This is a genomic window from Neobacillus camarae (assembly GCF_054950115.1).
Window position 1 is genome coordinate 481756 of sequence record NZ_JBUCKX010000005.1, and the last position, 26551, is coordinate 508306.

Consider the following 26551-nt stretch of genomic DNA (forward strand, 5'->3'; position numbering starts at 1 on the left):
GCTGCTGTTCTAATAATCTATTGCTGCACTTGGGAGCGGCCGCTTTTTAAATCAAAATAAGCCTTCAAAATCCCCTGGCCGATTTTTTTATTAACAGGATGAGAATCTGTTTGGGTAAACGGCACCACAATGGCAAACGCAATTTCAGGATCATTAAACGGTGCATAACCAACCAGGGTTAAATTAAAGGTCGGCACATTGGTAATAATCCTTTTCTTAACCGGATCATAATAAAACGATTCGGCTGTTCCAGTTTTTCCAGCAATATTGTACGTATTAAACGGAGGCTGGCTAAAATAAGAGGCTGCGGTCCCTCCTGCTTCTTGGTAAACCTTCCGGAATCCTTCCTGTACCCTTTTAATATGTGCGGGATCCATACTAATCTGGTTCAAAACCACGGGATTGAAAGCTTTGTAAACCGACCCAAACTCATTGCCCATACCGGGTTCGCGAATTTCTTTTAAAATCGTTGGCTTGATTCGATAGCCATCATTTGCGATGGTAGAAATATATTGGGCCAACTGCATCGGCGTATACGTATCATACTGGCCAATGGCTAAATCCAGCACTTTACCCGGAATGGAAGTTTCACCCGGCAGCCCTGCTGATTCATTTGGCAAATCAATTCCTGTTCGAACCCCTAACCCAAACTGGTTAAAATAGTACCTAAACGTTTGAAAGGCAGCCGAACTATTAGGCAGTTTCATATTTGGCTGATACTCGGCCCCCATTATTTTAATGGCGGTTTTAAACATATATACGTTGGATGACATTTTTAGAGCAGTCAGATCGTCGATCATATTCATATTCGTATAGGATTTTTTAACAGGAGTATCCTTGATATAAACCGGCTCATCGAATATTTGATACCCCGGACGGATGACACCCGTTTGGAACCCCGTTAACACCGTGGCTCCTTTGACCGAAGACCCCACCGCATAGGAAGCAGTAATCGTTCCCAGGGCATAATCATTCACATTCCATTGCCCGTCTTTGTTTTCCAGCTTTTTTCCCGCCATCGACAGAACTTCACCAGTTTTAGGGTTCATCATGACCACAAACGCACTGTCCAAAAACGGCCCGCCGCCATTATTTTTGGCGGAAATCAGTTCGCTTGTCAAAACTTGTTCCACTTGTTTTTGCAGTTCCATATCGATGGTCAAAACCAGGTCTTTTCCTGGTTTGCCGCTGTTAATAATTTGGGAATCCATACTGCGGCCGGCTTTATCGGTTATGTATTGGATCTTTTCCTTCTGTCCCTGCAGGACATCTTCATAATAAGATTCAATTTGGCTTTTTCCTACCCGGTCATTCAGTTGATAGCCCCTTGCCAAGTAGTAATCCAGCATATCGCTGGGAAGCCCTTCTTTGGACGATGAGGTATTCCCTAACACGGACCGAAACAAATCGCCATTAGGGTAGTCCCTGTTCCAGTCGGTAATGACATCCACCCCAGGGAGATTATCCAAGTTCTCACTTACCACAGCCAGTTCCGCTTCTGTCACCCCTTCGTTTTTGATGATTTGCGGGGTCAAGGCATAGCCGCTGGACATTTCACGGAAGATGGCAGCTACTTCTAATTCATTCTGATTGATTTCACCCAAATCTTTTATTGGATCAATTCTCTCGAGTTGCAAGTTGTAGAGCTCCTTGTTAGATAACTTTTCATTATTGAGTTCCGCTTTCGAAAGTTTAGCCCTTGCTTGTTCAGGTCGAGTTATCATCCAATAATCTTTTAAATCCCGCTCCGTCAGACTTTTCGTATCCTTTTCTATGAATCTTGCTAATTGTTGGGCCACCTTGATTTTCTCTTCGTTTTTGGTATTTTTTTCGCTCGTGTAAATAATGGTATTGACCGCTGAATTATTGACGATGACATGGCCGTAGCGGTCAAAGATTTTGCCCCTCGGAACCGGTTTTTGGACATACACATTTTCCGTTCGGGAAATTTCCCGTTTATACTCCTCTCCATAAACAATTTGCAAATAGCCAAGACGCACGATAATAACGGAAAAGAGCAGAAAAACAATTAAAAAGAGCAGATTGATGCGAAAGGGCGTGATATTTTTTCTCTTTAATTCCATGAATATAGCAACCTCTTTATATATTTTTGGGCATATATGTTAAACGATTGAAGCTGTGTTTTGGTTTCAAAAATATTCCATAATGGCAAATCAATAGAAATCTTATTTATGGAAACGGGTATTCCAAGTTGAACATTTTCAATTTATTTCAATTAATGTATAATTTAGTAAGTTGTGGTATAAAAAAATAGGTACTATATATCCCAATTATGGAGGAGGTAAAAAGAGTGGAGACTTCAAAAAAGATTACAGTCGAAACAACCGTTCTTGCACCAGTTGACAAGGTATGGGAATATTGGACAGAACCAGCCCATATAACCAAATGGAACAACGCTTCAGAAGACTGGCACACACCCTATGCTGAGAATGATTTAAGGGCAGGCGGGAAATTCGTTTCAAGAATGGAAGCCAAAGATGGCAGTTTTGGGTTCGATTTTGGCGGCATTTATGATGAAGTGTTATCCCACGAGCTGATTGTTTATACATTGGAAGATGGAAGGAAAGTCCAGATTACTTTTAAAGGTCAAGAAAACAGAACCCACGTAATGCAAACTTTTGATGCTGAACCTGAGAATCCAATTGAGGTTCAACATCAAGGCTGGCAGGCCATTTTAGATAATTTCAAAAAGTATGCAGAACAAACGCACCATTAAAAAAGCAAATCAGACATGCACATATGATTTTTTTGTATACAAAAATAAGTGGCGAGTGCCTGTGTTTATGGTCGATTCCATACCAGAGCAACTCCCATTTATTTTATTATTAATCGAAATAGTGGCCGTTTCTCTATCGACTTCCGTTTAATAAATTGTTGTCTGATTTTATTGAACTTCTTCGTCGCTTTTTGGCCTCCAAAATATCGCCGCTAATGTCGAAAAACGAACCGCTTTTGCTTTACCATTCTTTAGAATAGAAAGATTCGCCATCGTGATGTCAACCCTTTCCAAGAGCTCCGTTACGCTCATTTTTCTCTTTGCTAGCACCACATCAATATGAATAATAATGGCCATATCCTCCACCTCAAACCGTCAAAAAATAAAAGCATTTCTCATTAAAAAGAAATGCTCATCCCTATACGGTTGAACTACTTAAATAAATCCTTGGCGGCCGTTATATTATCATTACTTTATTGGGACTTTTTTCCAATTACAACCGTAGCATCTCTTTCTTCATCTCTGGCTATTTTGGTCAATAGTCCCGCTTTAGAGAAAATGTCAAAGGTTTTTGATGACTGCATTTCGCTTGTCTCTATCAATAGATGTCCTCCAGGAGCAAGCCAGCGGGGGGCTTCTTTAGCTACCCTGCGCTGTAAGTCTAGCCCGTCCTTTCCCCCATCAAGTGCCATTTTTGGTTCATATAGGCGTGCCTCCTGTGGCAAAAACTCGATTTCATCTGAAGGAACATAAGGTACGTTGGCAACTATCATGTTCACCCGACCTTTCAACGAATCAGGCAATGCATGATACAAGTCACCTTCATAAACATGTCCTCCAATGTTGAATAGGTTGCGGGAAGCACATCGGACAGCGATAGGATCCAAATCAACAGAGTGCAAAAAAATTGCAGGGAAGTCGGTTGCTATTGCAGCCCCCACAGCACCTGTCCCACAACATAAATCAACCACAATATCACCCGTGTTGGTAAGAGCTTTTGCCTGGTGAACCAGAAACTCCGTTCGTTGGCGTGGCACAAACACTCCCTGGTCCACTTCTATTCGCAGTCCACAAAATTGTTTAAACCCAAGCACGTATTCTAATGGTAAGCCACTGGTTCGTGTTTCCACCATTTTCATTAATTCCTCTATACTGCCAGCCTCTGAGATTAGTAACGCTGTTTCTTCTTCAGCAAAAACACACCCCGACCTCTGCAGCCTTTTGATGATCCTTTTTTCAATTTATTATTTAACATCAATATATTTTGCCGTACCATCTATTTCACCGCTTCAAGGTTTTTATCCTATATTCTTGTTTTAATAGAAAAATCCTTCTTTTTATACCAGCTGTAAAATTTACGTTGTTTATAGTGTATAACTAATTCGTAATGTCCTGGTCAATGTTGGAAAAATCAATATGTGATGATTCAAGCCAGGCCCACTATTCCACGCAAAATTGGTATAATATATATCCTAGCTATTATGTACAGAAAAAAGCTGTGAATTTACATCACAGCAAATATGAGGAGGATTATTATAGTTTTTGAAGGCGACAACAGGAGGTCTTATTAAAAAGAACCCCTGCCTGTACGACGCCCACTCCGGCGGCCTGTTCCACGTTGACCGCTTCGGCGACCCGTTCCACGTCCGCTTCGGCGGCCTGTTCCACGTTGTCCACTTCGGCGACCCGTTCCACGTCCGCTTCGGCGGCCTGTTCCACGTTGTCCACTTCGGCGACCTGTTCCACGCCCACTCCGGCGGCCTGTTCCGCGTTGTCCACTTCGGCGACCTGTTCCACGTCCACTCCGGCGGCCTGTTCCACGTTGACCGCTTCGGCGACCCGTTCCACGTCCGCTCCGGCGGCCTGTTCCACGTTGACCGCTTCGGCGACCCGTTCCACGTCCGCTTCGGCGGCCTGTTCCACGTTGTCCACTTCGGCGGCCCGTTCCACGTCCGCTCCGGCGGCCTGTTCCACGTTGACCGCTTCGGCGACCCGTTCCACGTCCACTCCGGCGGCCTGTTCCACGTTGTCCACTTCGGCGGCCCGTTCCACGTCCGCTCCGGCGGCCTGTTCCACGTCCACTCCGGCGGCCTGTTCCACGTTGACCGCTTCGGCGACCCGTTCCACGTCCACTCCGGCGGCCTGTTCCACGCCCACTCCGGCGGCCTGTTCCACGTTGACCGCTTCGGCGACCCGTTCCACGCCCACTCCGGCGGCCTGTTCCACGTTGACCGCTTCGGCGACCCGTTCCACGTCCACTCCGGCGGCCTGTTCCACGTTGTCCACTTCGGCGACCTGTTCCACGTTGTCCACTTCGGCGACCTGTTCCACGTCCACTCCGGCGGCCTGTTCCACGGTCACTACGACGTCCACTCTGGCGGCCTGTTCCACATCCACATCGGTGCCCCGTCGCACTCATCGGTGGGTCTTGTACCATAAAATCAGTTAATCCCAAATTTTCAGCTTCGTTTACAGCTAACTCAATTTTAGATGCTGAGAACCTTTGCATAAAAAACACCCCCTTATGTTTTTATTGATTGGAAAGGTTATCCAACCCTTCAACTACATACTATGCGGACAAGCGTTTTTGGTTAGTGGCAAACGTGGAAATCTATAAAAAGACGAATTGTTTCTAATGAAATTTACACGCTTCCTATTATTATTTGAAAAAAGATATTTCAAGGGATATTCTAGAACTATGATTAATTGATGATGAATTTGGATGGGAGATGTGAGAATGAAACAATACAGAGAAATTAAAATAACAAAAAAAATACCTACATCAATCACATGCAACAAATGTGGTCGAACGGATCAATTAACTGAATATGGTCTAGAGGATGAGCTATACCATTCTTTTAACATATCTTTTTCATATGGCTCGATGTATGATGAAGAGAAATGGAAATTTGACTTATGTGAAACTTGTCTCGTGGAGTTCGTAAAAACTTTCAAACATGCCCCAGGAATTTCGGAAGTCTAGCCCATTTAAGTACCATATATCGACAAAATGGTGCAACCCGTGGAAACACCTAACGCTAATATTGAAGCGGCCTACCTAATAGGTCGCTCTTTTTTATACGGTTATGAAACAGCATTTAGAAAAATGGATACTAGAGGTTAGGACTGGTAAAAATACCAAGGAAATAATGAAGAGGTAATCAGTTTTATTCGCCGAAATCGTTCCATATTAGGGGGCTTTACCTTGAAAGAAAAGTGGAAAATGTATTTAATCCTAATTATGTGTAAGCGTCAAGTACATTTGAACAATTTTGCTTATTTATTTTGAACACTTTCAGCTTTAAAAATTGTTTCACGATGTTTCATCCTATAACTTGAATCATTAAAATGAACTATTTCTGCCCTGTGAATAAGGCGATCTAAAATAGCTGTGGCCACACCGACATCCCCCAGGAGTTCGGTCCATTCCTTTGGAGAACGATTAGAAGTTAAGATAATCGATGAGTTATTGTACAGGTCATTAACCAATTGAAAAAATAAATTAGCTTCCCTTGGATCCATTGCTGCGTACATCAAATCATCAATAATAACTAAATGTGATTCTTTTATTCTCTTAATCCTGGTTTGAGATTTCCTTGTGATGTCCATAGTTTTCAAGGTATGAACCAAATCTCCCATTGATATAAAAGAGACCCTATAGCCCCGTTTAATAGCTTCTAATCCTAATCCAACCGCCATGTGTGTTTTACCCACACCTGGCGGTCCCAATAGAATAAGATTAAATAATTGTTCAATCCATGCTAATTCTTTTAATTGATTAAACTGCTTTAAACTTAGGGATTCTTGTTCGTCTAAATTAAATTCCTCCAACGGAGTAATACATGGGAAAGCTGCGAGTTTCAATCGTTTCTCCATGTTTTTTTCTTCTCTCATTTTTCGTTCATATTCCACTACTTTATTTAAGAAAGTTACATAACTAAGCTGCTCCTTTTCAGCCTCTTCCAATAGAGATGGCAGCTTTTTTGAGGTTTCCACCAACCTCAATGAGATAAGCGAGTCTTGTAAATATTTGATTTGCTTCATTTTACACTCTCCATGATTGTGAAATAATCTTCCAACGGACGCTGTTTAGCCTCAGTGTCAACGAGTGTTGACTCAGCGATGTCGTTATAATCTGTGTCAATCTCTTGATCGCTGGCGTTTACACTGTCCATTTGGCGTTGTCGTTTAAAGAGAGAAACGACATCCTGAAAATCATTCGCACTAAAGAGTCGTCTCTCCATGCAGAGTGCTAGTGCCTCATCTATAACTTCTATAGACCCAAGTTCGATACATTTTTTTATTAGACTAAGCTGGTCTCGGATGTAACGAGGGTACTTGTTTCGTAACTCATTTAGATAAATAGTTGCTTGTGTTTTATTTGTAAAATGCTCACTAATGACTTCGACTAGTTCTTTTATTCCCTTTGACTTATCTCTTTTATGGGAAGTATTTTGAATGAGTTTTCCTTTATCAGGGTTAATGTAATGTGTTGCCAGTATTTCCCCAGAATCCTTGACATAGATTACTATCTTATTGTCATCTGTCACATAATACTGTACTTCTGGATACTTTTGAAATGTTCCTAACGGAACAGAGTATCTGTTAGACAGATACAGGATTGTATTGTCCTTTCTAACGCTTCTTGTTATACTAGGTTTGTTAATATTGTTTAGTAAGTTGACCTGTCGCATGTGTTGCTTTTCGACGAGAAACACATCGGCGGGTCTTCTTTTTGTACCATTATGGATCTTGCCATTACCTGTTCTTTTTAACCATTTCTGTGACTGCTCGTTCCAGGTATCAATATTATTAAATACTCTATTATTAATGAAGTTAGTCTTAATGAACTTGACCGCATTTTCTACTTTCCCCTTACTTTCTGGATCAGCTTTTCTGCAGAGTTTAACTTCAAATTTGATTTCATTCACAAACTGTTGAAACTCTTCTGTAAGTAAAATATCTCCTTCATTCTCAGACACTACTATTAGTCGATCCTGATCATACAAGATTTCTTTTGATACACCTCCGAACTCCATAAATGCATTCCTATGAGCTGCAATAACATCTTTTGTCGTGAAAGGTCGGTTTTGAAATTCAATGTATTTATATCTTGAATGGGCCAAGACAAAGACAATGAACACTAACTTTACTGGTTTGCCATATTGGTTCTTAACTGTTTTAAACCCAAAGTCAACTTGGATTTGTTCTCCCATTGGAGGATCAGGCACTGCTTGATAATCCCTTGTGCTAGCTTCTTTCGGAATTTCATAATCATCCCGAAGGGACCTTACATAGCTTCTTACTGTACTTTCGCCAATCTGGAACTCTGGATATTTTTCCTTAAGCCAGTCTTGAACTTGAGCTGCGGTTAGATCTGGATATTCTCTTAACCAATGCAAGATTAATTCTTTATGAATGTCTAACTTCTTACTTCTTGTCATCGTTGATGCAGTCCATTCTGCCATTTCCTCTGGAGATTTACGAATATACTTGTAAACAGTATTTCTCGATATATTGAGTTTCTTTGCGATAGAAGAGATACTGTATTTCTGATTGAGCATTCCTCTAATTTCTATATACATTTCAAACTTATCCACCTTTTAAAATCCTCCGCCTAATCATAGAAGTATAAAAATCTATCATAAGGTGAGGAATCGTTTTAGTAAATAAGTGTTCAAAGTTATTTGTCGTAAACTGTTCAATTTAGTCTAGCACTTACATTATGCCTTGGTTATCTGTCTTTAAGTTTGGTAAATCTTCATTCATACGGTTCCTCCCTACCATTATTTTTAGTAACTTTATCATTGCGATTATAAGTGAGTTATCTCGGGCGTTAAACTGGTGGAAAGTAAAGAGTCCGATCTTTCCAAAATTAGCAACAGACGTGTCATTTGTATTTGGTCCTTTTACCATCATGAATTTGTGGATTTTTAAACTAACGTTTAAAAAATTCTGGTTATATCTTTTCTCCAATATTATTGCTGACTACTTATTTGCCTACCCAGCAACAACCATAGCGGAAAAAATGGGGATCTATAAAATGAAAAGAATGAGCCGCAAGCAGCTTTTTCTTTTGAGTGTAGCAGTAGCCATTATTAATTACTTGTATCAGAGCCTCATTATTGAACCGCAAAGGAAAGGAAAAAACACATCCAAATAATTTGTGCACGCGGACTTTTATATGCTTCATATCATAATGAAAATAAAAAGGACTCTTGAGGGGATATCTCAAAGGTCCAATTTTTTTGCTTTTACATTCATTTTTCTTTGGTTTCTTTTCCATGCCTTTCTTGGGCCTTTAAGGCCACTCGTTCCAATCCGGTTTGCGCAAATTCCACATCTGTTTTCGGCATGGCACGCTTGCCCTTTTTCGGTTGGTTATTCTTATTCTTTGCCATTTCTTCACCACCAAAATATGTATTTAAAAAACAATCCAGTGGACCCGCTACTTTGCAGAAAATAAAGTAGTACTTTAGACCCACTTTTTATAGTTTGGTTTGCCTTGTTCATAAGTATGCAATTCTAAAGGAGAATTCTGAGCAAGGAACTTTGCGGTGCCTGATAGTTTTGGAAAACTTGGCAATAATAAACAGACTGAGAACATCATGCTGTCGAGGAGTGCATTGCACATGTACAAAGACTTAGCTTTGGAATTGACTGTAGGATTTCTGGCCCTTCTAGTTATGCTAAAACTTTTGGGAAGGCTTCAGTTTTCACAAATTACGCCCTTTGATTTTATTACGGGATTGGTATTGGGCAATCTCGTGGGAGATGCCGCATTTGATGACAAGACCGGATTAGGGGAAATTCTCTTTAGTATTGCCATATGGGGGGTGCTTATTTTTTGTGTGGAATACGCAACACAAAAGTCATCCTTCCTTAGAACCATCTTTGAAGGCACACCGACGTTTGTCGTTTACAAGGGTAAAATCCTTTATAATAAATTGAAAAAAAACCACATCGATTTAAATGAACTACAGCAGCTCATGAGAAAAAAAGGATATTTTTCGATCTATGAGGCGGAGTATGTCATCTTGGAACGTGACGGACAAATCAGTGTGGCTCCGAAACATAAATACGGAGCCCCTACCAACCAAGATCTAAAGATTCCTGAAAAACCGGTGAACCTATCATACGCTATTATCATGGATGGTAAATTGATTAAAAAAAATCTGAAGGAAGCGGGACACGATGATAAATGGCTTCAGAACGAGTTATCAAAAAACAACATAAACGACTATAAGGAAATATTCTATGCAGAATGGGAGGAAAATCGTGGGTTTAAGATAACGAAATACAATGAGTGAAGTTCACTTGTATACCCGACGCCCATACCTATGCACTGCCAGTCGTACGGCTCCAAATGCACGGATCATTTCCTTAAGAAACTGCCAGGTCATTAATACTAGATGCACAATACATGGAGAAACTTTTAGCATAGCCTCCCAAAAGACAGCGATTTCCTCACAGAGACCGGCGCTTTAAAATAATAACCTCAGTATCGGGAACACTGGACATGGAGGCTTCACCGATTTAAAAGGCGATCAATAAATTTAATTCTTGGCCACATCCCACATGATATTGAAACTCCCTTTGTGGCCGTCTCCATTAACACGGATTTTATACGTATCTTCCTTGGGAATGTTAATCGTCTCATCGTCATGGATATCTGCAATCTTCTTTCCGGATGAATCCACGACTGTCGCTGCAAGTGAACCACTCTTAGTCAACACCGAATAATCAAAATGGATTTCATCTCCTTTGGCAAACTTGACCTCTCTAAAATAATACCCCGTAAACTTGGTATAATTGCCGCTCATCGAGTTGGTAGAACTCGTCAACTCCCCGGTACGTATGGCATAAGATCCGCCTGAACAACCGACCAAAAAGATGGAAAAAAACAAGATCACAAACCATGTCTTCCACATCGGGAACCTCTCCTTTAAGGACTTAACTATTTATTCTCTTGATATAATTTTACCACCAGTTATTCGGTTGTTACTCGCAGAAAAATGAAACAATTGTGAATTTATTCCAACTCAATGTTACTAGGCTGCGATCATGAGCCAAAGTGATTTCAGTATCTATTTACACCCTACCCCCAGAAAAAGACATGGTCAAAATAAATCTTTTAAGGGATTTTAAGGTCTGACGAAAAACTTTTTTATTGTTGTTGTTTTTCTTATTCTTTTTGCCCACTTATCGTATCACGAGTCGCCAACGTCTGCGGATTTGCTATCTACGGATCGTCATTTTTCCTCTAGGGGATAAAACCTTTTGGGGCGGGTACATTATATTTGGGAACGATGCTAACCAGCTTTTTTGCATCATCCTTAATAGATATAGGAGGTGTATTAGAATGGCTGAGAATAACGAACGCAATAAATACAGCAATAACCAAGGTGGCAGCAATGCTGCGAACTCAACTAGTAATAACACGACTAATCAAGGTGGCAGTGACGTGGGTGAAGCCGTGGGTACGGTTGGCGGCGGTGCTGTGGGTGCTGCAATAGGTTCCGTTTTTGGACCCCTTGGTACGGTTGCAGGCGGTCTTGCAGGCGGTGCTCTTGGTAATCAAGTTGGCGAAGAAGCAGGCGGAAATAACAACGCTGCTGCTAAAAACCGTAACTCTAGCAATAACAATGGTTCTATGAACGAGTAGAGCAATAAAAGGGCGTGAGGAATCCTCCGCCCTTCTTTTCCTTCATCATGTTTATTTGTCACAAAACTCTCACAAAAAAACAGGAAAATTTTGTGACAAATAGGTCGAAATCCTGTTAACAGCAATAATCATAGGGATGAAGAGGCGGAATCGCTCGAGAAATCCATTTTGGTGCGAAAGCTGGGTCCTTCCAATGCCAGGCCCCTAACGCAGCGGCACAGGCATCGATAGAATGGGTCTCCTCTTCAATGGTTGCCGGCAGGCCTGTTAACTTTTGTGTTTCAAACCAGTTCCTCAAATATTTCCTCGCGGATAAATCCTGTTTATAATTCAAGACATATTCCATTTCATCCTGTATAAGTCTAGAGCCAATGACGGAACCTGGATGGACTTCCACGATCGAAACCGGGTTTTCCGTTTGGATGGTCCCTATTTCCCTGCTGAGTCTGATTCCTCTTAACGTTAGATATGCCATTCTATTTAAAGTGGGAGGCATAATGGATCCCGGCTTCATGCCAAGAGACACAATATACTGCCTTAGCTGCTTATCCGCCAGCCGGTCCCCACCCCCGTCCTGGTACGACAAGGGCGCATCGATCCCAATGACCAATTCATCTAAACGGCTTTGGCAGGAAATTTCATTCAAAATGTCCAAGTCACTCACATCATTCAGGATTTTGATCAAATGTAGGTTGTCATCCTGTTTTTCGAAGACGGTTAAAAAAGTATCTCTTTGATTCCTTGGGCCCGCCAAATCAATCCCCATCACCCGCATAATATTTCACCTCTGTCCAATGAACACGTTTGCTAAAATAAAAGAGGAAAGCGAGTCACTTCCCTCCAAAACCAAAGACCCTGGACCCTCTCTGAATCTTAAAATTCTTCGTGTATCGCGGGGTCTTGATTACTAACTCTTCCATCAGGACGGGTTAACTCCCCAATCATCATCATTTCTGTTTCAGTCAGGGAAAAATCAAAAATTGATATGTTTTCCAGCTGTCTTGCAGGGGAAGAAGATTTAGGAATCGAAATCGCCCCCAGTTGGTAATGCCAGCGCAAAATGACTTGTGAAATCGTCTTTTGATGCTGACTGGCAATCGTCCGGAGCGTTTCGTTTTGCAAAATATCCCTTGCTTTCGCCAAAGGACTCCAAGATTCAGTCACAACACCCCATTTTTCATGCGATTTTCGCTGATCCTCCTGATTGAAAAACGGATGCAGCTCAATTTGATTCATGCTTGGCAGGACGCCTGTTTCTTTTTCGAGACGCTCCAGATGTTCAGGCAGGAAGTTGCAAACACCAATAGAACGGACCAATCCCCATTTTCTTGCATCAATCAATGCTTGCCAGGCTTCCACATAGTGGCCTTGGTTTGGGTTCGGCCAATGGATTAGATAGAGGTCATAATAATCAAGATTAGCACGGTACAACGATTCTTGGATGGCCGTTATCGCCTTGTCATATTCGTGATAGCGGCCCGGCAATTTAGAGGCAATGATTAATTCTTCCCTTGGAACAGAGCTGCGTCTTACAGCTGCACCAACCGTCCCTTCGTTTTCATAATTATAAGCAGAATCAATTAGACGATAACCTAGATCCATTGCGCTTTGGATTGCACTTACGCCTTTACTGCCTTTAAGACTGTATGTACCCAATCCGATTACCGGTATGGTTAGCCCATCGTTTAGCATGATTTCTGGTATAGAATTCCTCATTTTCCATTTCCCCTTTCATTTATATTTTAAGATTACCATACCTGTAATCGGCTGGACAGCAGGAGTGTTCCAGTTCCATTTGAACTGATGCAATGGCCAATTTTACAAACAAGGCTTTTCCAAACAGAACAAGCAATGAAGTCATTTAATAAAATGATACTACCTTCACTCGGACATTTCTTTGCGACCATCACAATAAGGAGACGGTAGAACATGAGTATCATAAATGGCCATGATTTTATTGAACGTTTAAATGGAATGAAAAATGAAATTTGGTTTGATGGAGAAAAAATCAAGGAGGACATTTCGGAGCATCCTGCCTTTAAGGGCATTCTTAAGTCCAAGGCTTCCCTCTATGATTTGCAAAATTCCCAGGATATAAAAAGTGAGATGACGTTCCATTTGCCGGGAAAAGAAGATCCGATTGGACTTTCTTACTTGCAGCCCAAAACGAAAGAGGATTTAAAAAGAAGAAGAAAAATGATCGAGCATTGGGCGAGACACACTCATGGAATGATGGGAAGAAGTCCTGACTATATGAATACAGTTGTCATGAGTTTTGCCTCCTCCGCCGACCTTTTAAGCGGCAGGGAAAATTGTTTTCCCGAAAACATTCAGTCTTTATATGAAAGGGCCATGGAACACGATCTCTCATTTACCCATACCTTTATTACGCCGCAAGTGAATCGTTCACAGGTCTATTTGGGCTTTTCCAATGAGCCCATCTCCGCTAAGGTGATTGATCGTAACGAAAAAGGATTGGTGATTAAAGGAGCCCGCTTACTTGCCACTCAAGGCGGTTTAACAGATGAAGTTTTAGTTTTTTCTGCACCAAGATTGTTTTTTGACCCTAGCGAGGCGTTCGCCTTTTCCATTCCATCCAATACGAAAGGGTTAAAATTTATCTGTAGGGAATCTTTTGTGGGGGGAGATTCTTCGTTTAATTATCCGTTAAGCTCTAAATATGAAGAAATGGATTCCGTGGTCGTCTTTGACAATGTGTTGGTTCCATGGGACCGCGTGTTTTATTACGATAATGTAGAAGCAGCGACAGATTTCCTGGCTGAAAGTTCTTTTTACCAATATGCCTATCATCAAGTGATCACCAGACAAATGGTAAAAACAGAATTTATTCTGGGAGTTGCCCAGCTGCTTGTCGAAACGATTAATGTTGGGGAGTATCAACATATACAAGAAAAACTCTCCGAAATCATCATTGGTCTCGAAACCATGAAAGCACTACTTGAGAAATCAGAAAATGATGCAGAATGGGATCAATGGGGCTTTATGCGTCCAAGTATGGTTCCATTACAAGTGGCGAGTAACATCTTTCCAAAAATATATCCCCGTTTCAGCGAAATTATCCAAATCATTGGGGCTAGCGGAATGATAACCATCCCTACAGAAGGGTCATTTGAATCTGATATTCGTTCAGAACTTGACCAATATCTTCAAGCAGATAGGTTGAATGCCGAGGATCGTGTCAAACTGTTCCGTTTGGCATGGGATCTTACGATGAGTTCGTTTGGTACAAGGCAAACCCAATACGAACGATACTTTTTTGGTGATCCTATTCGATTATCCGGTAATTTATATAAAAGCTATCCAAAAGGTAAACAGGTTGAAGAAATTAGAGAATTTTTAAATCTAAGCAAGTAGGAATGTCTGTACAACTTTTCCAAGCACAATCCTCTAGTTTTAAATCCACCAACCAAAACCATCACCAGTTGTTGCCATGCCCCCGCCTTGCCGACTATTCTTTGCCTCTGGACCCCCGGTTTTGCCGCCAAGACCCCTCCAATTTTGTCACTGGAAATAAAAAGCAGAGGCCCAGTACAATGGTACCTGCAGGTAGGACACTTGAAAAAAAGAGTGTTCACCTGCAGGTATTTTTTATATACTTGAATTTCAGAATTAAGGGACTAGGGGACAACATGAGTAAAATAACTTTTTCAATTACAGAGATAAATACACTTAAAAAGAATCCAAATGTACACCGTGTCAGTGAGCGGTCTATTACCTATACAGACGATTTTAAGAATAGATTTATAGATGAATATTTGGCCGGCAAACTCCCTCGTCAGATTTTTGCGGAGAACGGCTTCAACGTTGATATGATTGGAATAAAACGAATTGAACAATCAGCCCACAGGTGGAAAAAGGCTTATGATAAGAATGGTTTGATTGGGCTTACAGATTCGAGGAAAACGGCTTCCGGCAGGCCCTTAAAGCGTGAGCTCACACCCTCCGAAGTGATTGAAAGGCAAAAAGCCAGAATCGAGCTGCTGGAAGGACAGGTGGAGCTGTTAAAAAAGTACGAAACGACAGAAAGGAGGCTGCTAAACGCAAGCGAAAATCTAAACCCGAATAAAGCATATCACTTAATCCAAGAGACTATTGACCAACATGAATTCAAGGGGATGACCAGGTATTTCTGTGATCTCCTAGGGGTCTCACGTTCCGGTTTTTACAGCTACTTAAAGGCTTCCTCTGCCAGGGAAGCAAGGGAAAAATTGGACCTCGAAGCGAAAGAAATCATCCTAAAGGCCTTTAATCGGCGGGGATATAAGAAAGGCTCACGGTCCATTAAAATGATTTTGGAGAATGAGTTTGATATTAACTTCAGCCGTAAAAAGATACGGAGGATTATGAAGAAATATGGAATTGTTTGTCCTCACCGAAAACCCAATCCTTATAAAAAAATCGCAAAAGCAACAAAAGAACATCAAGTTGTCCCAAACAAATTAAGCAGGGAATTCAAACAAGGAATCCCTGGAAAAGTGTTACTTACGGATATCACTTATCTTCCATATAACGGGAATTGTATGGCTTATTTGTCGACCGTAAAAGACGCCTCCACCAATGAAATCCTAGCTTACCATGTGTCTGATCGCATCACACTGGACATCGCCACCCAGACAATCCATAAATTGATGAATAACAAGAAAATTACAATCCATGAAGAGGCCTTTATCCACTCGGATCAAGGAAGTCACTATACAAGCCCAAGATACCAGAAGCTATTAAAGGAATATGGCTTGGGCCAATCCATGTCACGAAGAGGCAACTGTTGGGATAATGCCCCTCAAGAATCCTTCTTCGGCCACCTGAAGGATGATGTGGATTATAAATCTGCAAGAACATTAAAGGAACTGAAGTCAAAAATAAATCATTACATGGTTTACTATAACAATTATCGCTATCAATGGAATTTAGAAAAAATGACCCCTATTCAATATAGGGATCATCTTTTAGCTGCTTAATCTCTTTTTTTATAGTGTCCTTGACAAGGGTGCCAGTTTACAGCAACCCAGTTAAAAAATTTTCCTTTATAAATAAATAAGTCAAAAACACCCGCGGGGGCGCTCGCATTCTTTTATTGTTTTTTCAATTCCTTAACAATTTCGTTAATGCGTTTTTCTACTTCATAAAGGTTCTGTTGCATCCGATCACGCCGACCGGTCAAGACCTGTAATTCCTTTTTTAATTCCTCTGCTTTGCTCATGATATCCCCCTAATTGATGATTATTATATCTTTAGTATGCTAGGAGCCGCCGTCCTCAGACAAGGAAGAAAATGTCTGCCGTATTGGCAGACACTCTTTTGGAAAACTGCTTCTTTAGCTAAATAGAACTGCCGTTTCAATTTCGTCAATCCGGTCAAAAATACCTGTAAATCATATTTGTGTTAGATGTGAATAAACATCCGATTGGTTTACTCACCTACTAGTCCATCACCATCTCGATCGTCCATATATTTATAAAGCCATGAATCGCGCGTAATGGGCATTTTAAAGCCAGCAGCTTTGGCTTCAGCGATCGTAACACTTCCATTATGATTGGTATCTACCTTACCAACATCTTCATTACTACTTACCGTTTCGTTTGCTGCTGCATTGTCTGTTTTCGGTTGCGCACTGCTCGTGTCTGTCGTAATCCCTAAATTTTTGTTCACTTCATCTGGGTTTACATTGTCAAATTCATCTGTTATGGTTCTGCCCTGAATTTTATATGTGTATTTATAATGGCTGGGAGTTTGCGTCTTAGTATCCGGATATTGAATGACTGCTACAAAATCCGTGCAGCCACCTGCATCTCGAATCACTTTTTCCATATAAGCTTGATCGCCGTGCCTATTGAGCGTGCTTTCTTGAGGTGTAATGTTATATGCGTTAGATACTCCCCCAAGTGAGTCAGCAATCACATGTCCTTGGTCTAATTCTGGACTCTCTGTGCCAGGAACCTTTGCTTCATCAGGATAGTATCTGCCAGACGATAGAACATGTTCTGTATTCGGATTTTGGAGTGTAACATTTTTGGCCTCCACACGAATTAGCTGGCCGTATTCATTTGTAAAAGCCCAATATTCCCTGTCGCCAAACCCGATATCCACTCTGACATTCGGCTTTCTATAACCTGACATATCTCCGCCATCTACTGTAATGAGTGTATATTTACTGTAGTCAAAGTCACCATTAACACTTGTGATCGCTGGGGTACTAGTGGCACTAACTGCGCCTTCACTAGTCGTTTTTTCGACTTCATCGACAGGTTTGCTTTCAACAGTGGCTGTTTTATTTTTGCTTACTTCTTGAGTTTTATTTATTTTGATTTTTTCCTCTTTGCTAGTCGTTTCATTTGCAGAACAAGCTGCAAGGAAAACTAACAAAAACGCCATAAATAAGTAGGTTAATTTCTTCATAAATTGTCCCCCTTTTTGTAGATATATGTAGAAACACCGATACTATTATACTACTAAAACACTTTAAATATAATCCTAATGTTAATATCCAAGTTATGTAAAACTCCTTTTTCCATTAAACTGCTCCGTTAGCTCAAAAAGCAAATTGACCGCTGCATCAATCGTTGCCGGAAAACCAAAAAAGACATAAAAAAGACCGCCGTGAGACGGTTTTTAATTGAAGTAAAGATTAATATTCCCTAATGATTGCTGAAACAAATCTTCTGTCTTAATGACTTTATCATCTGAATTTCGAACCGTATCTCCCTCGATAGGATGATCGGGATACCCTACCTTTCCATCGAAGTAGGTGATTACTATGGTTCCATCATTATTTTTAACAAATTGATTAAAGCTTCCCCCAGCCCCGCTTATATTCTCTTTTATCTTAAAAGTAAAAGCTGCCTTTAGAACTATTGCTCGTCCCACAATTTTTACTTTATCAAATTTAATTTATCATTTCTTTGGGGTAAACAATGGATGTGACCACTTTTGTTTAGTCTGCTTGCTCCCCAAACTTCTTTCCGAACGCTTCCATCCGATCAATAATAGGTATGAATTCTTTTCCTTTTGAGGTTAATGAATACTCTACACGAGGAGGAACCTCTGGATAAACATGGCGATTAATTAGGCCATCTCTTTCTAGCTCTCGAAGTTGCTTTGTAAGAGAACCTTGTGAAATATCCCATAAAAAAGCTTTGATTTCACTATAACGACGCTCTTTGTCCTTTAAATACCAAAGAATGAGATATTTCCAACGTCCGGAGAGTATGTTCTGGGTATAGGCAATACCATATAGTTCTCTATTCTCATTTATACACTCTTTTTCAAATCCATCCCCACATATCCTAGCCACAGTTTCACCTGCTTTCTCCTGTTAAGTACAAAAAAATGTACTACGTCCATTATTATTGCCCTCTTCAAAAATACAAGCAATGAATATATTCTAGAGCATGTAACCAAATTACTCAATCGGGATAACTTTTAGTCCGAGAATATGGGAGTTCCTTACCCCTATGGAAGAGCTGAAATATGAAATAACTAATAGAGGAGAGGATACAAATCAATCATTCAAATCCCGCTTCCGTTTGCATCGCGGCGAACTGGTGACAAGGTTACCAAAGGAGATGTCATTAATGGATATTGACCAAGTTGTAAAAATTCATAAAGCATTAGGTGATAAAACACGCTATCAAATTTTACTTCATCTCGGTAGAGGAAAATCGATGTGTTGTACTGACCTTGGTAGTGAACTTAATGGTATACCATCTTCTACACTATCTCATCATTTGAAACAATTATCGGATTGTGGTCTTTTGATTAGAGAAAAACACGGCACGTTTATTAACTATAGTTTAAATAAAGAACTCGTTGATCAGTTCGTCCCTGAAGTAATGACAGTTCCACTTTAGTATAAAAATATTCTATGTCGATATCCAACATAGAATAATTTTTTAAAGTATATTTCTATATTTTTGGAAATACAGAATTTTTAATGTTCAATATAAGGAGCTTATAAAAAATGTCAAAAAAATATAATACAAGTGCCATATTAGCAGCTTTACTAATTTGTGCTTTTGTGGGTTTTTTCAGTGAAACATCTTTAAATATTGCACTTACGAGTTTAATGGAAATATTTCAAGTAAAAGCGTCTACAGCTCAATGGCTTACAACAGGCTATCTATTAACACTTGGTATCATCATGCCTTTTACAGGACTTTTCATTCAAATGTTTACAACTAGAAAACTATTCTTCACATCAACGACAAGTTTAGCCATTGGTACATTACTTGGTGCCTTATCAGTCAACTTTGAAATGCTCATGTTTGCCCGTATTCTTCAAGCAGCAGGTATGGGTTTATTATTACCTTTAATGTTTCACACTGTACTTGTTATATTTCCAATGGAAAAACGTGGTTCAGCAATGGGCACAATGGGTTTAGTATTATCTTTTGCCCCTGCAATTGGACCGTCGATTAGCGGTATCTTAATTCAATATATGTCCTGGCGATTTATTTTCTGGTTATTATTACCTTTTATCTTAATTGGTATGTTCGTCGCTTATAAAAATTTAGAAAACGTAACAGAAGTTAAAAAACAGCGTATTGATATGATTTCAGGTGTTCTATCTACAGTTGGATTTGGCAGTATCGTCTATGGATTTGGTCAGGCCGGAGAATCATGGACTAATCCTATTGTGATCCTTTCAATTATGATTGGTTTAATCTCACTCGCGTTATTCGTGAAAAGACAAAATACGGAAGAACCGGTTCTAAACTTAAATGCATTCAAGTATCCAGTATTTGTGATGGGCTTACTACTTGTTTTAATTTGTATGTTGGTGTTAATGGGTACAACGATTATCTTGCCAATGTACTTGCAGACAGGCGCGGGGTTATCTATTCTTGTTACAGGTTTAATGCTATTACCTGGCAGTGCGATTAACGGAGCGTTACAAATGGTTTCCGGTAAAATTTTTGATAAGTATGGTCACAAAGTATTAGTCATGCCTGGTTTAATCATCATGATGATTACCTTGTTCTTTTTTACAAGGTTAACACCAAACTCAAGTATTGGTTTAATTGTTGCATTACACATGTTCTTAATGGGGAGTATGGCGATTGTTTGGACAGGTGCACAAACACATGCATTAAACCAACTTCCTCCTGAATTATATGCGCATGGATCAGCAGCATTAAATACGCTATTACAAGTTAATGGAGCCATTGGAACCGCAGTGGCGATTAGTATTTTAACAAGTGGTATAAACCATTATTCAGCACATTCCTCTCATCCAAAACAATTGAGTGAGATTTCAAATGCTATTGCCAGCGGTGCCAATAATGTATTTTGGAGTTTAATGATTGTCGCAATCATCGGTTTTATCATTAGCTTATTGATGAATCATACAAAAGCTTTACGTAGTGTTAATGAGGAATATTAACCATATATTATAAAAATCAAATGAGAAAGCAGGAATTATTTTGAACATTATGGTAACGGGTGCTACTGGTGGCTATGGCAGCTATGCATTAAAATATTTAAAAGAATTTAGACCTGATGCAAAAATTTTTGCGCTTGTAAGAAATGAAGAAAAAGGCAAGCCATTAGCTGAACAAGGTTTTACTATCAGAGTAGCTGATTACAACAATCTTGATTCCATGATAAAAGCTTTAGAAGGCATAGACCGCTTACTATTTGTTTCTATAAGCATACCTAACGTACAAAAGAATGTGGTGGAGGCTGCAAAAATGAATGGTATTAAATACATTGCCTATACCAGTCTTCATGGATTAGAATATTCCAAGTTTGGTTTAGAGATCAATCATTCACAAACAGAAGAATGGATTAAAAGTTCCGGAATCCCTTACACATTTTTACGAAACAATTGGTATTTAGAAATTATAGCTCCCTTTTTAAGTGCCGCAGCAAAAACAAAAGAATTCCCCTATTATTCTCGTGAAGGAAAACTAGCTTGGGCATTAAAGCGAGAATATGCAGAAGCTGGAGCAAGAGTTATAGCTGAAGGTGGATTTGAGCCTGTTTTAGAATTAACAGGAGAACCATATAATTTTAAAGAATTAGCATCAGCTATTGCAGACATAACCGAGCAATCGATCTATATCCATGAAACCGATAAAAATACATTTGTAAATACCATTTCAAAAACAGATATTACAGAGTTGGGTTTAATGTTAGCAACCAGTTATCAAGACTATGCATTGAAAGGTAATAATGGAGAAAATAAAGCAAATCCTTCCACTTTTGAGCGAGTATTAAGGCATCCTTTAACCCCATTAAAAGAAGCAATTAAAGGGCTTATCTAGAACAAACCACCCATTCTATGGGTAGTTTGTTTTATAGTGTGGGAATAACGTTGTAAATCCGCATTTTCCTGACGCTACCCCTAGTCCTTTTTCCACACACCTGCTTCTTTAGTTCAATAAAGTATGGCCACCGTAAAGGCAGCCGGATTTTAAAGGAACGCACCCGTTAGCTTAAGTACAGTCTTTCACAATCTTGTGTCCAGAGTAATCATTTTAGAGAAGATTTTACTTTAATTGAAAATAAAAAGAACCTTGAATATAAATCAAGGTTCTTAGTACCTACATCTATTGAAATAGATGTCACTCAATTCTTTTGCTGATTAACTTGTGGAATTGTATAACGCTGAATCGTTGCAGCACCTTTAAAATCGACCAAAGTGTAAACATATATATTTTTACTATCCATAGAAAGGGAGGCCTTAGCAATAGGCAAATCTGATGGCATTGACATTGAACTAAGGACATTTACAGAATCCTTATTTATTTGTTCAAGAACCAATGTACTAACTCCATTTAAAGTGGTTAATGAGTAGGTATAACCATTTGTTGTTAAACGAGTGTCTGCACTCTTAGTTTCAACGTTTACTTTGGATCCGTCGTCATTCCATAAAAGGTCTTTTGCGTTTATATCATATACGGACTCACCATCATAAGCTAAACCTTCATGTTCATTAATGAACAACAGATCAGGAAACTTACCTTTATCAATAGTAAATATTTTTTTTCCATCTGTATTATAAATATGAATCATATCCTGATCCTTTTGTTTAAGATAATATCCATCCGTACCACTTAAAAATGAAGGCAAATCGTCCGTATCACCATAAGTTTTAACTGTTGATTTTAATTCATTAACTTTTTCAGCAATAGCTTTTCCTTCTGGAGTGAAAGTGATTTTGTTCCATTGTTGCTTTGCATTGTTTGAATTTTCCTCAGTGTACCATCTTGATATTACGAATACCTCTGAGCCATTATTTTTAAAGGCGAGGTCCATACCATAAATATAAGGAACGCCATCGGGATTAAGAGGATATTCTGGCCATATGTCAGTAGAAAGATCAATCTGTTTCTCTTTCATTAACCATTTGTTATCTTTTACTACAGATAGTAATACACCGAAATAAGGGCGTTTTGTTCTAATAGTACCGTAATTTTCATAATGGCCGACAAATGTATAAACAGGTTCAACAATGTATGTATATCCATCTTTATCCCCGATAACTGTATCTGGATAACCCTCTGTTGTTTTTGATAATGATTCATTTCCGAGTTGAATAACTTTACCTGTTATAGAAATTTCAGGTGGTGTATCTTCTCCGATTTGTTCCTCAGTTTCTGCGGATTCCTTAGTACTTGATGCACTCTTTGCTTCTGCCTTTTTTTCTCCCGTGTTTCCAGATGAACTACATCCAGCTAATGCGACTAAAAACACAGAAAGTAAAGTAAATAATACTTTTTTCATTTCTAAGCTGCCCCTTTTATATGTATATTTTCCTATATTAATTTACCAAAATTACCAATATAATTTCCATGTGTAAATAGTGGAAAATAAGTAGATTAATAGAAATTACGCATATAACTAGCTATTTTTTTATTGAAAAATTAAACAAAACAGCATTTTGTTTATGTACGATCCTTGCAGTGACAAGCATTTTTTAGTTTTGCAGAATTGTTTAATTCTAATACAAGTTGCTGAAAACGGGAAATCACAATAAAGTTTTTTCAAAACTAACCTGCCCCGATAGTTCAATATCTGCACGTTTCCATTTCAAAAATCAAGGCAATAATTCCTCTTATTTAACCGAAACGGAGGAAATTATATTGTTATTATCAAAAGCCTGGGAGCTTTATGAATCAGATAAAAGGATCGAAGGATTCTCTCCTCCTCAAACATTAAAAGCGTATAAGCTCCAATCCACCACCCGTTCGTTTAAGTACATTGGTTCACAAATAATGAGTTATTCCCTCAAATTATATCTGTTTTTGAGGAATTTCTAATATACTTTCTAAATTATTTTTGACCGACACCCATTCCACTTTCAATAACACTGTAAAATAAAGAATTACGGAAGGTTCCATCCTTACGAATCATATGATTTCTTAAAATTCCTTCTTTTACCCCACCTATTTTTTCTATTGCTTTTTGCGACCTAACATTTCGTTCATCGGTTTTAAATTGAACCCGTATAAGTTTCAATGATTCAAAACAATATTTTAATAATAAGTATTTACATTCTGTATTAATATGTGTTCCCCAAACTGAAGGGGTATACCAAGTCCACCCGATTTCTAAACTTTTGTTTGGTGTGGAAATATCCAGGAATCGTGTGGAGCCAATAATTTTATCGGTATCACGAAGTATAACAACAAATGGAAATTCCATTCCCGTTTCTTTTTTGTATAATGCTTCTTCTACAAAAGACTTCATATCATTTAATGTATAAATAGCTTTTGTTAAGTGACTCCAAATCATTTTATCATTCCCAATTTCATATAAACCCTGTATATGATTCTTGTCCATTGGAACAATTCGAATTTTCTCTCCTACCAATTCATCAAACATATTACTCGTTCTCCTATCATTTTCTATTTTAAACATAATAACATAATTATCTGAAAATTAAAATTTGTACATATTTGGGCTAGTAATTACACTAACCTGCTCCGTTACTACAATAAGAAAACGGGATTGCCGTAACCATCACATCTTAAACATAAGCACCATAGTTTAAGTGATAATATTCGCAATTCTTTGTTTAGGACCATATAAAAAAGACGCCTTCTTACTAAAGAAAAGCGCCTGATTTCCGGAAAAGGCATTTACCAAATGGCCACTTTAACTCATCCTCGACTATTTTTTTAAATTCTCATCTACCAAAGGTTTTCCTTCCGGATCAACCATAACGGTTAATCCACTGCCAACAGCACTAGTATTCAACATGTATAGAACCCCCGTCTGGTTATCACGAATAATCTAAAAAAATTCTAGCTTTCCTTGAGTATAAATAATTTCAAAACGATTTTTATCCATTACCCCACTCTCCCTTAATCCGGTAATCGCTATAGTGATTCATTAATTTAAATACAATTCTTGATAGCCACCTTAATTTCAACAAATATATGCCACTCAATTTAAAGCTATTACTCAAGAATCTGGCCCTTTAAGACGCATTGACTAAAGAATTACGCCCTATTATTGAGCATTTTTGTTAACTAAAAATTCCTTCTCAACTCACCCTATCGTTCAATAAGAAAAGCTGCATTTAAATTGCAGCCACCTCTTTAAGGAACGCTCCCGTTACTATAAATACATTTCTTCACATAAATCCTCTTATTTTAAATTGACAGTAATAGGATCAAAATCAATCCTATTAGAATTAGTTTCGTTTGGGCCTGACGGAGCTCCACTTATATGAGCAAACGGGTAGAACGTAATCGAAGTAGATTTTTTGTCTAATCCATGAACGGTTGCATTCCACATGAGATCTTCGCTTGAATCACTGCCAGCAATGCCTTCTCCGCCATTGTAAGGTACCTTGTATTCATTACCTAAATTATCGATGGCATATAGCTCTGCTTCCACGTATTCTGAACTGTCTAAAAGTTTAGTGTCAATCACTTGGGAATAATGGATGGATAAATTCACATCCGTTTTTTCTGCATCAATTAAACGAACCGTTACACCACTTTCACTCACTTCTTTATTAATTGGAATATGAATACTAGGGAGTTCTTTAAGAGAAAATTTGAATGACCAGTCTCCTTTTATTGTTTTATTACCAAACGAAATCGACTTTGGTTCCCATGCCAGGTTGACCGTTTTTCTACTATCTTCAAACATGGATAATGTCATAACTCCTACATAGCCAACGTCTTTTACAAACTCTGTACCATAACCCGCATTACTAAAATTCCCTTGAACAACCGGTAAACTTTCAAACATCGGCTGTTTTTTAAACTCTTTATTTGTTCGTAACACATAGGAAAGAGTCACCACATTTCCGTCGTAAATCGCTTGATCAATAACCATTTCTATTCCGTTGCTTTTCTCTACCATTCCCAAATCTGTACTAAGGTCTTTATATTCTTTGTAATAGGCTTTCTCAAAAGCAAGAAAATGAAATACACTGCCGATAACAGGAATCTGGGTGACAAATTTTGCAAAGGTTGGGGATGCCAAGGCTGATGAGAAGGTAAGTACACCCACCACAGCAACAGCAGCTATATATTTTACAAAAGGAACTACCCCTTTCTTTCTCCGGGCCTTTTCCCCTTGAAACGCATTATCCATAATAGAGTCTAATTTAGCGTGCGGCACAGAAATTTGGTTTAAAGCTGTTTTAATTTGATTCTCTTGTTCTATCATCTACATACGCCCCTTTTAAAAATGGCTTCAGCTTTTCTAAACCTCTTTTAATGTTAGTTTTCACCGTACCTAAAGGCTCACTTATATTTATTGCAATTTGTTCTAATGTTAAGTCGTGATAATATCTAAGAATAAGCACGGTTTTGTATTTTTCATCGAGCTTGTAGATTGCCTCAAGTAAGTCGAGTTTTTCTTCAATGGACACGTTCTTACCAACAGCATCATCTACTTTTATATTTCCGATGGGAATCACTTTTTGATTTTTCCGTAACACATTGATAGATAAATTGATACAAATTCTTATCAACCAAGTGGAAAAATACTTAGGCTCTTTGAGCTGATGGATCGACTCTATTGCAAGTAAGATCGTTTGTTGAAACACATCCACTGCATCCTCTTCATTTCTTACCTATGTATAAGCAATTCGATATAATTTTTCCTGTTCATCCTTCAGTAAAAGCAGTAAGGCCCGTTTATCTCCATTTATTGCTTTTATTACT

26 protein-coding genes and 2 pseudogenes are annotated in these 26551 nt (G+C 39.0%); 9 read left to right on the forward strand and 19 right to left on the reverse strand.

The features are described from left to right. Positions 1 to 17: 17 nt before the first annotated feature. Positions 18 to 2084, reverse strand: coding sequence for a peptidoglycan D,D-transpeptidase FtsI family protein (locus tag ACY8D0_RS27245; protein ID WP_462413588.1), 2067 nt, complete (start codon positions 2082 to 2084; stop codon positions 18 to 20). Between the two features lie 227 nt (positions 2085 to 2311). On the opposite strand from ACY8D0_RS27245, the gene ACY8D0_RS27250 reads away from it, so the two are divergent. Continuing rightward, positions 2312 to 2737 (forward strand): SRPBCC family protein, encoded by a 426-nt coding sequence (locus ACY8D0_RS27250; RefSeq protein WP_462413589.1) that lies wholly within the window; start codon positions 2312 to 2314, stop codon positions 2735 to 2737. A gap of 168 nt (positions 2738 to 2905) precedes the next feature. Here the strand turns inward: ACY8D0_RS27250 and ACY8D0_RS27255 are convergent, their stop codons facing one another. The 5 genes from ACY8D0_RS27255 to istA form a co-directional block, all read right to left on the reverse strand. Next, positions 2906 to 3103: a helix-turn-helix domain-containing protein gene (locus ACY8D0_RS27255; protein ID WP_462413590.1), complete on the reverse strand. Its 198-nt coding sequence runs from the start codon at positions 3101 to 3103 to the stop codon at positions 2906 to 2908. 107 nt (positions 3104 to 3210) lie between these two features. Then, positions 3211 to 3978 carry a putative protein N(5)-glutamine methyltransferase gene (locus ACY8D0_RS27260; protein ID WP_462413626.1) on the reverse strand — a complete coding sequence of 256 codons (768 nt, stop codon included), beginning with the start codon at positions 3976 to 3978 and terminating at the stop codon, positions 3211 to 3213. A gap of 292 nt (positions 3979 to 4270) precedes the next feature. Continuing rightward, positions 4271 to 5134 carry a hypothetical protein gene (locus ACY8D0_RS27265; RefSeq protein WP_462413591.1) on the reverse strand — a complete coding sequence of 288 codons (864 nt, stop codon included), beginning with the start codon at positions 5132 to 5134 and terminating at the stop codon, positions 4271 to 4273. 879 nt (positions 5135 to 6013) lie between these two features. Beyond that, complete coding sequence (gene istB / locus ACY8D0_RS27270) at positions 6014 to 6781, reverse strand: IS21-like element helper ATPase IstB (protein ID WP_462413592.1); 768 nt, start codon at positions 6779 to 6781, stop codon at positions 6014 to 6016. Continuing rightward, positions 6778 to 8337: an IS21 family transposase gene (gene istA, locus ACY8D0_RS27275; protein ID WP_462413593.1), complete on the reverse strand. Its 1560-nt coding sequence runs from the start codon at positions 8335 to 8337 to the stop codon at positions 6778 to 6780. Before istA ends, istB begins: the two co-directional genes overlap by 4 nt. 125 nt (positions 8338 to 8462) lie before the next feature. Here istA and ACY8D0_RS27280 point away from each other — a divergent pair, with 125 nt between their 5' ends. Then, a complete protein-coding gene (locus tag ACY8D0_RS27280) occupies positions 8463 to 8900 on the forward strand; it encodes a hypothetical protein (protein WP_462413594.1) in 438 nt (145 codons plus the stop codon). Positions 8901 to 8997: 97 nt separating this feature from the next. Here the strand turns inward: ACY8D0_RS27280 and ACY8D0_RS27285 are convergent, their stop codons facing one another. After that, positions 8998 to 9138, reverse strand: a complete 141-nt coding sequence (locus ACY8D0_RS27285) for a hypothetical protein (protein WP_462413595.1) — start codon at positions 9136 to 9138, stop codon at positions 8998 to 9000. Between the two features lie 231 nt (positions 9139 to 9369). On the opposite strand from ACY8D0_RS27285, the gene ACY8D0_RS27290 reads away from it, so the two are divergent. After that, positions 9370 to 10047: a DUF421 domain-containing protein gene (locus ACY8D0_RS27290; protein ID WP_462413596.1), complete on the forward strand. Its 678-nt coding sequence runs from the start codon at positions 9370 to 9372 to the stop codon at positions 10045 to 10047. Between the two features lie 246 nt (positions 10048 to 10293). Here ACY8D0_RS27290 and ACY8D0_RS27295 read toward each other — a convergent pair whose 3' ends face one another. Then, positions 10294 to 10668: a hypothetical protein gene (locus ACY8D0_RS27295; protein ID WP_462413597.1), complete on the reverse strand. Its 375-nt coding sequence runs from the start codon at positions 10666 to 10668 to the stop codon at positions 10294 to 10296. A 431-nt stretch (positions 10669 to 11099) separates the two neighbouring features. Between ACY8D0_RS27295 and ACY8D0_RS27300 the strand changes: the two genes are divergently transcribed. Further along, positions 11100 to 11402 carry a hypothetical protein gene (locus ACY8D0_RS27300; RefSeq protein WP_462413598.1) on the forward strand — a complete coding sequence of 101 codons (303 nt, stop codon included), beginning with the start codon at positions 11100 to 11102 and terminating at the stop codon, positions 11400 to 11402. 115 nt (positions 11403 to 11517) lie between these two features. Here ACY8D0_RS27300 and ACY8D0_RS27305 read toward each other — a convergent pair whose 3' ends face one another. Further along, complete coding sequence (locus ACY8D0_RS27305; RefSeq protein WP_462413599.1) at positions 11518 to 12177, reverse strand: DUF429 domain-containing protein; 660 nt, start codon at positions 12175 to 12177, stop codon at positions 11518 to 11520. 98 nt (positions 12178 to 12275) lie between these two features. After that, on the reverse strand, positions 12276 to 13118 hold the full coding sequence (locus ACY8D0_RS27310) for an aldo/keto reductase (protein WP_462413600.1): 843 nt from the start codon (positions 13116 to 13118) through the stop codon (positions 12276 to 12278). A gap of 213 nt (positions 13119 to 13331) precedes the next feature. Between ACY8D0_RS27310 and hpaB the strand changes: the two genes are divergently transcribed. Next, positions 13332 to 14777, forward strand: a complete 1446-nt coding sequence (gene hpaB / locus ACY8D0_RS27315) for a 4-hydroxyphenylacetate 3-monooxygenase, oxygenase component (RefSeq protein ID WP_462413601.1) — start codon at positions 13332 to 13334, stop codon at positions 14775 to 14777. Between the two features lie 275 nt (positions 14778 to 15052). Further along, on the forward strand, positions 15053 to 16381 hold the full coding sequence (locus tag ACY8D0_RS27320) for an IS3 family transposase (protein ID WP_462410066.1): 1329 nt from the start codon (positions 15053 to 15055) through the stop codon (positions 16379 to 16381). A 113-nt stretch (positions 16382 to 16494) separates the two neighbouring features. On the opposite strand, the gene ACY8D0_RS27325 is transcribed toward ACY8D0_RS27320, so the two are convergent. From ACY8D0_RS27325 to ACY8D0_RS27340, 4 genes are all read right to left on the reverse strand, one after another. Next, positions 16495 to 16623 carry a hypothetical protein gene (locus ACY8D0_RS27325; protein WP_462413602.1) on the reverse strand — a complete coding sequence of 43 codons (129 nt, stop codon included), beginning with the start codon at positions 16621 to 16623 and terminating at the stop codon, positions 16495 to 16497. Between the two features lie 209 nt (positions 16624 to 16832). After that, on the reverse strand, positions 16833 to 17819 hold the full coding sequence (locus ACY8D0_RS27330) for a DNA/RNA non-specific endonuclease (protein ID WP_462413603.1): 987 nt from the start codon (positions 17817 to 17819) through the stop codon (positions 16833 to 16835). 213 nt (positions 17820 to 18032) lie between these two features. Then, positions 18033 to 18287, reverse strand: a complete 255-nt coding sequence (locus ACY8D0_RS27335) for a hypothetical protein (protein WP_462413604.1) — start codon at positions 18285 to 18287, stop codon at positions 18033 to 18035. 67 nt (positions 18288 to 18354) lie between these two features. Further along, entirely contained in the window at positions 18355 to 18714 is a 360-nt protein-coding gene (locus ACY8D0_RS27340; protein WP_462413605.1) for a winged helix-turn-helix transcriptional regulator, read from the reverse strand. Between the two features lie 160 nt (positions 18715 to 18874). Here ACY8D0_RS27340 and ACY8D0_RS27345 point away from each other — a divergent pair, with 160 nt between their 5' ends. The 3 genes from ACY8D0_RS27345 to ACY8D0_RS27355 all read left to right on the forward strand — a co-directional run bounded on the left by ACY8D0_RS27345 (position 18875) and on the right by ACY8D0_RS27355 (position 21685). After that, positions 18875 to 19270, forward strand: coding sequence for an ArsR/SmtB family transcription factor (locus tag ACY8D0_RS27345; RefSeq protein WP_462413606.1), 396 nt, complete (start codon positions 18875 to 18877; stop codon positions 19268 to 19270). A gap of 110 nt (positions 19271 to 19380) precedes the next feature. After that, positions 19381 to 20802: an MDR family MFS transporter gene (locus ACY8D0_RS27350; protein ID WP_462413607.1), complete on the forward strand. Its 1422-nt coding sequence runs from the start codon at positions 19381 to 19383 to the stop codon at positions 20800 to 20802. A 49-nt stretch (positions 20803 to 20851) separates the two neighbouring features. Next, positions 20852 to 21685, forward strand: coding sequence for an NAD(P)H-binding protein (locus ACY8D0_RS27355; protein ID WP_462413627.1), 834 nt, complete (start codon positions 20852 to 20854; stop codon positions 21683 to 21685). 304 nt (positions 21686 to 21989) lie between these two features. Here the strand turns inward: ACY8D0_RS27355 and ACY8D0_RS27360 are convergent, their stop codons facing one another. From ACY8D0_RS27360 to ACY8D0_RS27380, 5 genes and pseudogenes are all read right to left on the reverse strand, one after another. Continuing rightward, positions 21990 to 23147 (reverse strand): hypothetical protein, encoded by a 1158-nt coding sequence (locus ACY8D0_RS27360; RefSeq protein WP_462413608.1) that lies wholly within the window; start codon positions 23145 to 23147, stop codon positions 21990 to 21992. Positions 23148 to 23656: 509 nt separating this feature from the next. After that, positions 23657 to 24248: pseudogene (locus tag ACY8D0_RS27365) on the reverse strand (GNAT family N-acetyltransferase). A 288-nt stretch (positions 24249 to 24536) separates the two neighbouring features. Continuing rightward, complete coding sequence (locus ACY8D0_RS27370; protein ID WP_462413628.1) at positions 24537 to 24659, reverse strand: DUF6440 family protein; 123 nt, start codon at positions 24657 to 24659, stop codon at positions 24537 to 24539. 357 nt (positions 24660 to 25016) lie between these two features. Further along, the gene (locus tag ACY8D0_RS27375) at positions 25017 to 26051 is read right to left on the reverse strand and encodes a DUF4179 domain-containing protein (RefSeq protein ID WP_462413609.1); all 1035 of its coding nucleotides are present in this window, start codon (positions 26049 to 26051) and stop codon (positions 25017 to 25019) included. Then, positions 26026 to 26445, reverse strand: a pseudogene (locus tag ACY8D0_RS27380) (sigma-70 family RNA polymerase sigma factor); the annotation flags it as partial. The pseudogene ACY8D0_RS27380 and the gene ACY8D0_RS27375, both read right to left, overlap by 26 nt. Positions 26446 to 26551: the final 106 nt, after the last annotated feature.

What these genes read in the sequence shown, in the direction of transcription:
- ACY8D0_RS27305 (WP_462413599.1), bottom strand. Translation starts at nt 12,177, where the DNA reads ATGCGGGTGATGGGGATTGATTTGGCGGGCCCAAGGAATCAAAGAGAT.
- ACY8D0_RS27345 (WP_462413606.1), top strand. Translation starts at nt 18,875, where the DNA reads ATGGAAGAGCTGAAATATGAAATAACTAATAGAGGAGAGGATACAAAT.
- ACY8D0_RS27245 (WP_462413588.1), bottom strand. Translation starts at nt 2,084, where the DNA reads ATGGAATTAAAGAGAAAAAATATCACGCCCTTTCGCATCAATCTGCTC.
- ACY8D0_RS27360 (WP_462413608.1), bottom strand. Translation starts at nt 23,147, where the DNA reads ATGAAAAAAGTATTATTTACTTTACTTTCTGTGTTTTTAGTCGCATTA.
- ACY8D0_RS27290 (WP_462413596.1), top strand. Translation starts at nt 9,370, where the DNA reads ATGTACAAAGACTTAGCTTTGGAATTGACTGTAGGATTTCTGGCCCTT.
- ACY8D0_RS27285 (WP_462413595.1), bottom strand. Translation starts at nt 9,138, where the DNA reads ATGGCAAAGAATAAGAATAACCAACCGAAAAAGGGCAAGCGTGCCATG.
- ACY8D0_RS27320 (WP_462410066.1), top strand. Translation starts at nt 15,053, where the DNA reads ATGAGTAAAATAACTTTTTCAATTACAGAGATAAATACACTTAAAAAG.
- hpaB (WP_462413601.1), top strand. Translation starts at nt 13,332, where the DNA reads ATGAGTATCATAAATGGCCATGATTTTATTGAACGTTTAAATGGAATG.
- ACY8D0_RS27350 (WP_462413607.1), top strand. Translation starts at nt 19,381, where the DNA reads ATGTCAAAAAAATATAATACAAGTGCCATATTAGCAGCTTTACTAATT.
- ACY8D0_RS27355 (WP_462413627.1), top strand. Translation starts at nt 20,852, where the DNA reads ATGGTAACGGGTGCTACTGGTGGCTATGGCAGCTATGCATTAAAATAT.
- istB (WP_462413592.1), bottom strand. Translation starts at nt 6,781, where the DNA reads ATGAAGCAAATCAAATATTTACAAGACTCGCTTATCTCATTGAGGTTG.
- ACY8D0_RS27325 (WP_462413602.1), bottom strand. Translation starts at nt 16,623, where the DNA reads ATGAGCAAAGCAGAGGAATTAAAAAAGGAATTACAGGTCTTGACCGGT.
- ACY8D0_RS27295 (WP_462413597.1), bottom strand. Translation starts at nt 10,668, where the DNA reads ATGTGGAAGACATGGTTTGTGATCTTGTTTTTTTCCATCTTTTTGGTC.
- ACY8D0_RS27300 (WP_462413598.1), top strand. Translation starts at nt 11,100, where the DNA reads ATGGCTGAGAATAACGAACGCAATAAATACAGCAATAACCAAGGTGGC.
- ACY8D0_RS27280 (WP_462413594.1), top strand. Translation starts at nt 8,463, where the DNA reads ATGCCTTGGTTATCTGTCTTTAAGTTTGGTAAATCTTCATTCATACGG.
- ACY8D0_RS27310 (WP_462413600.1), bottom strand. Translation starts at nt 13,118, where the DNA reads ATGAGGAATTCTATACCAGAAATCATGCTAAACGATGGGCTAACCATA.
- ACY8D0_RS27375 (WP_462413609.1), bottom strand. Translation starts at nt 26,051, where the DNA reads ATGATAGAACAAGAGAATCAAATTAAAACAGCTTTAAACCAAATTTCT.
- ACY8D0_RS27330 (WP_462413603.1), bottom strand. Translation starts at nt 17,819, where the DNA reads ATGAAGAAATTAACCTACTTATTTATGGCGTTTTTGTTAGTTTTCCTT.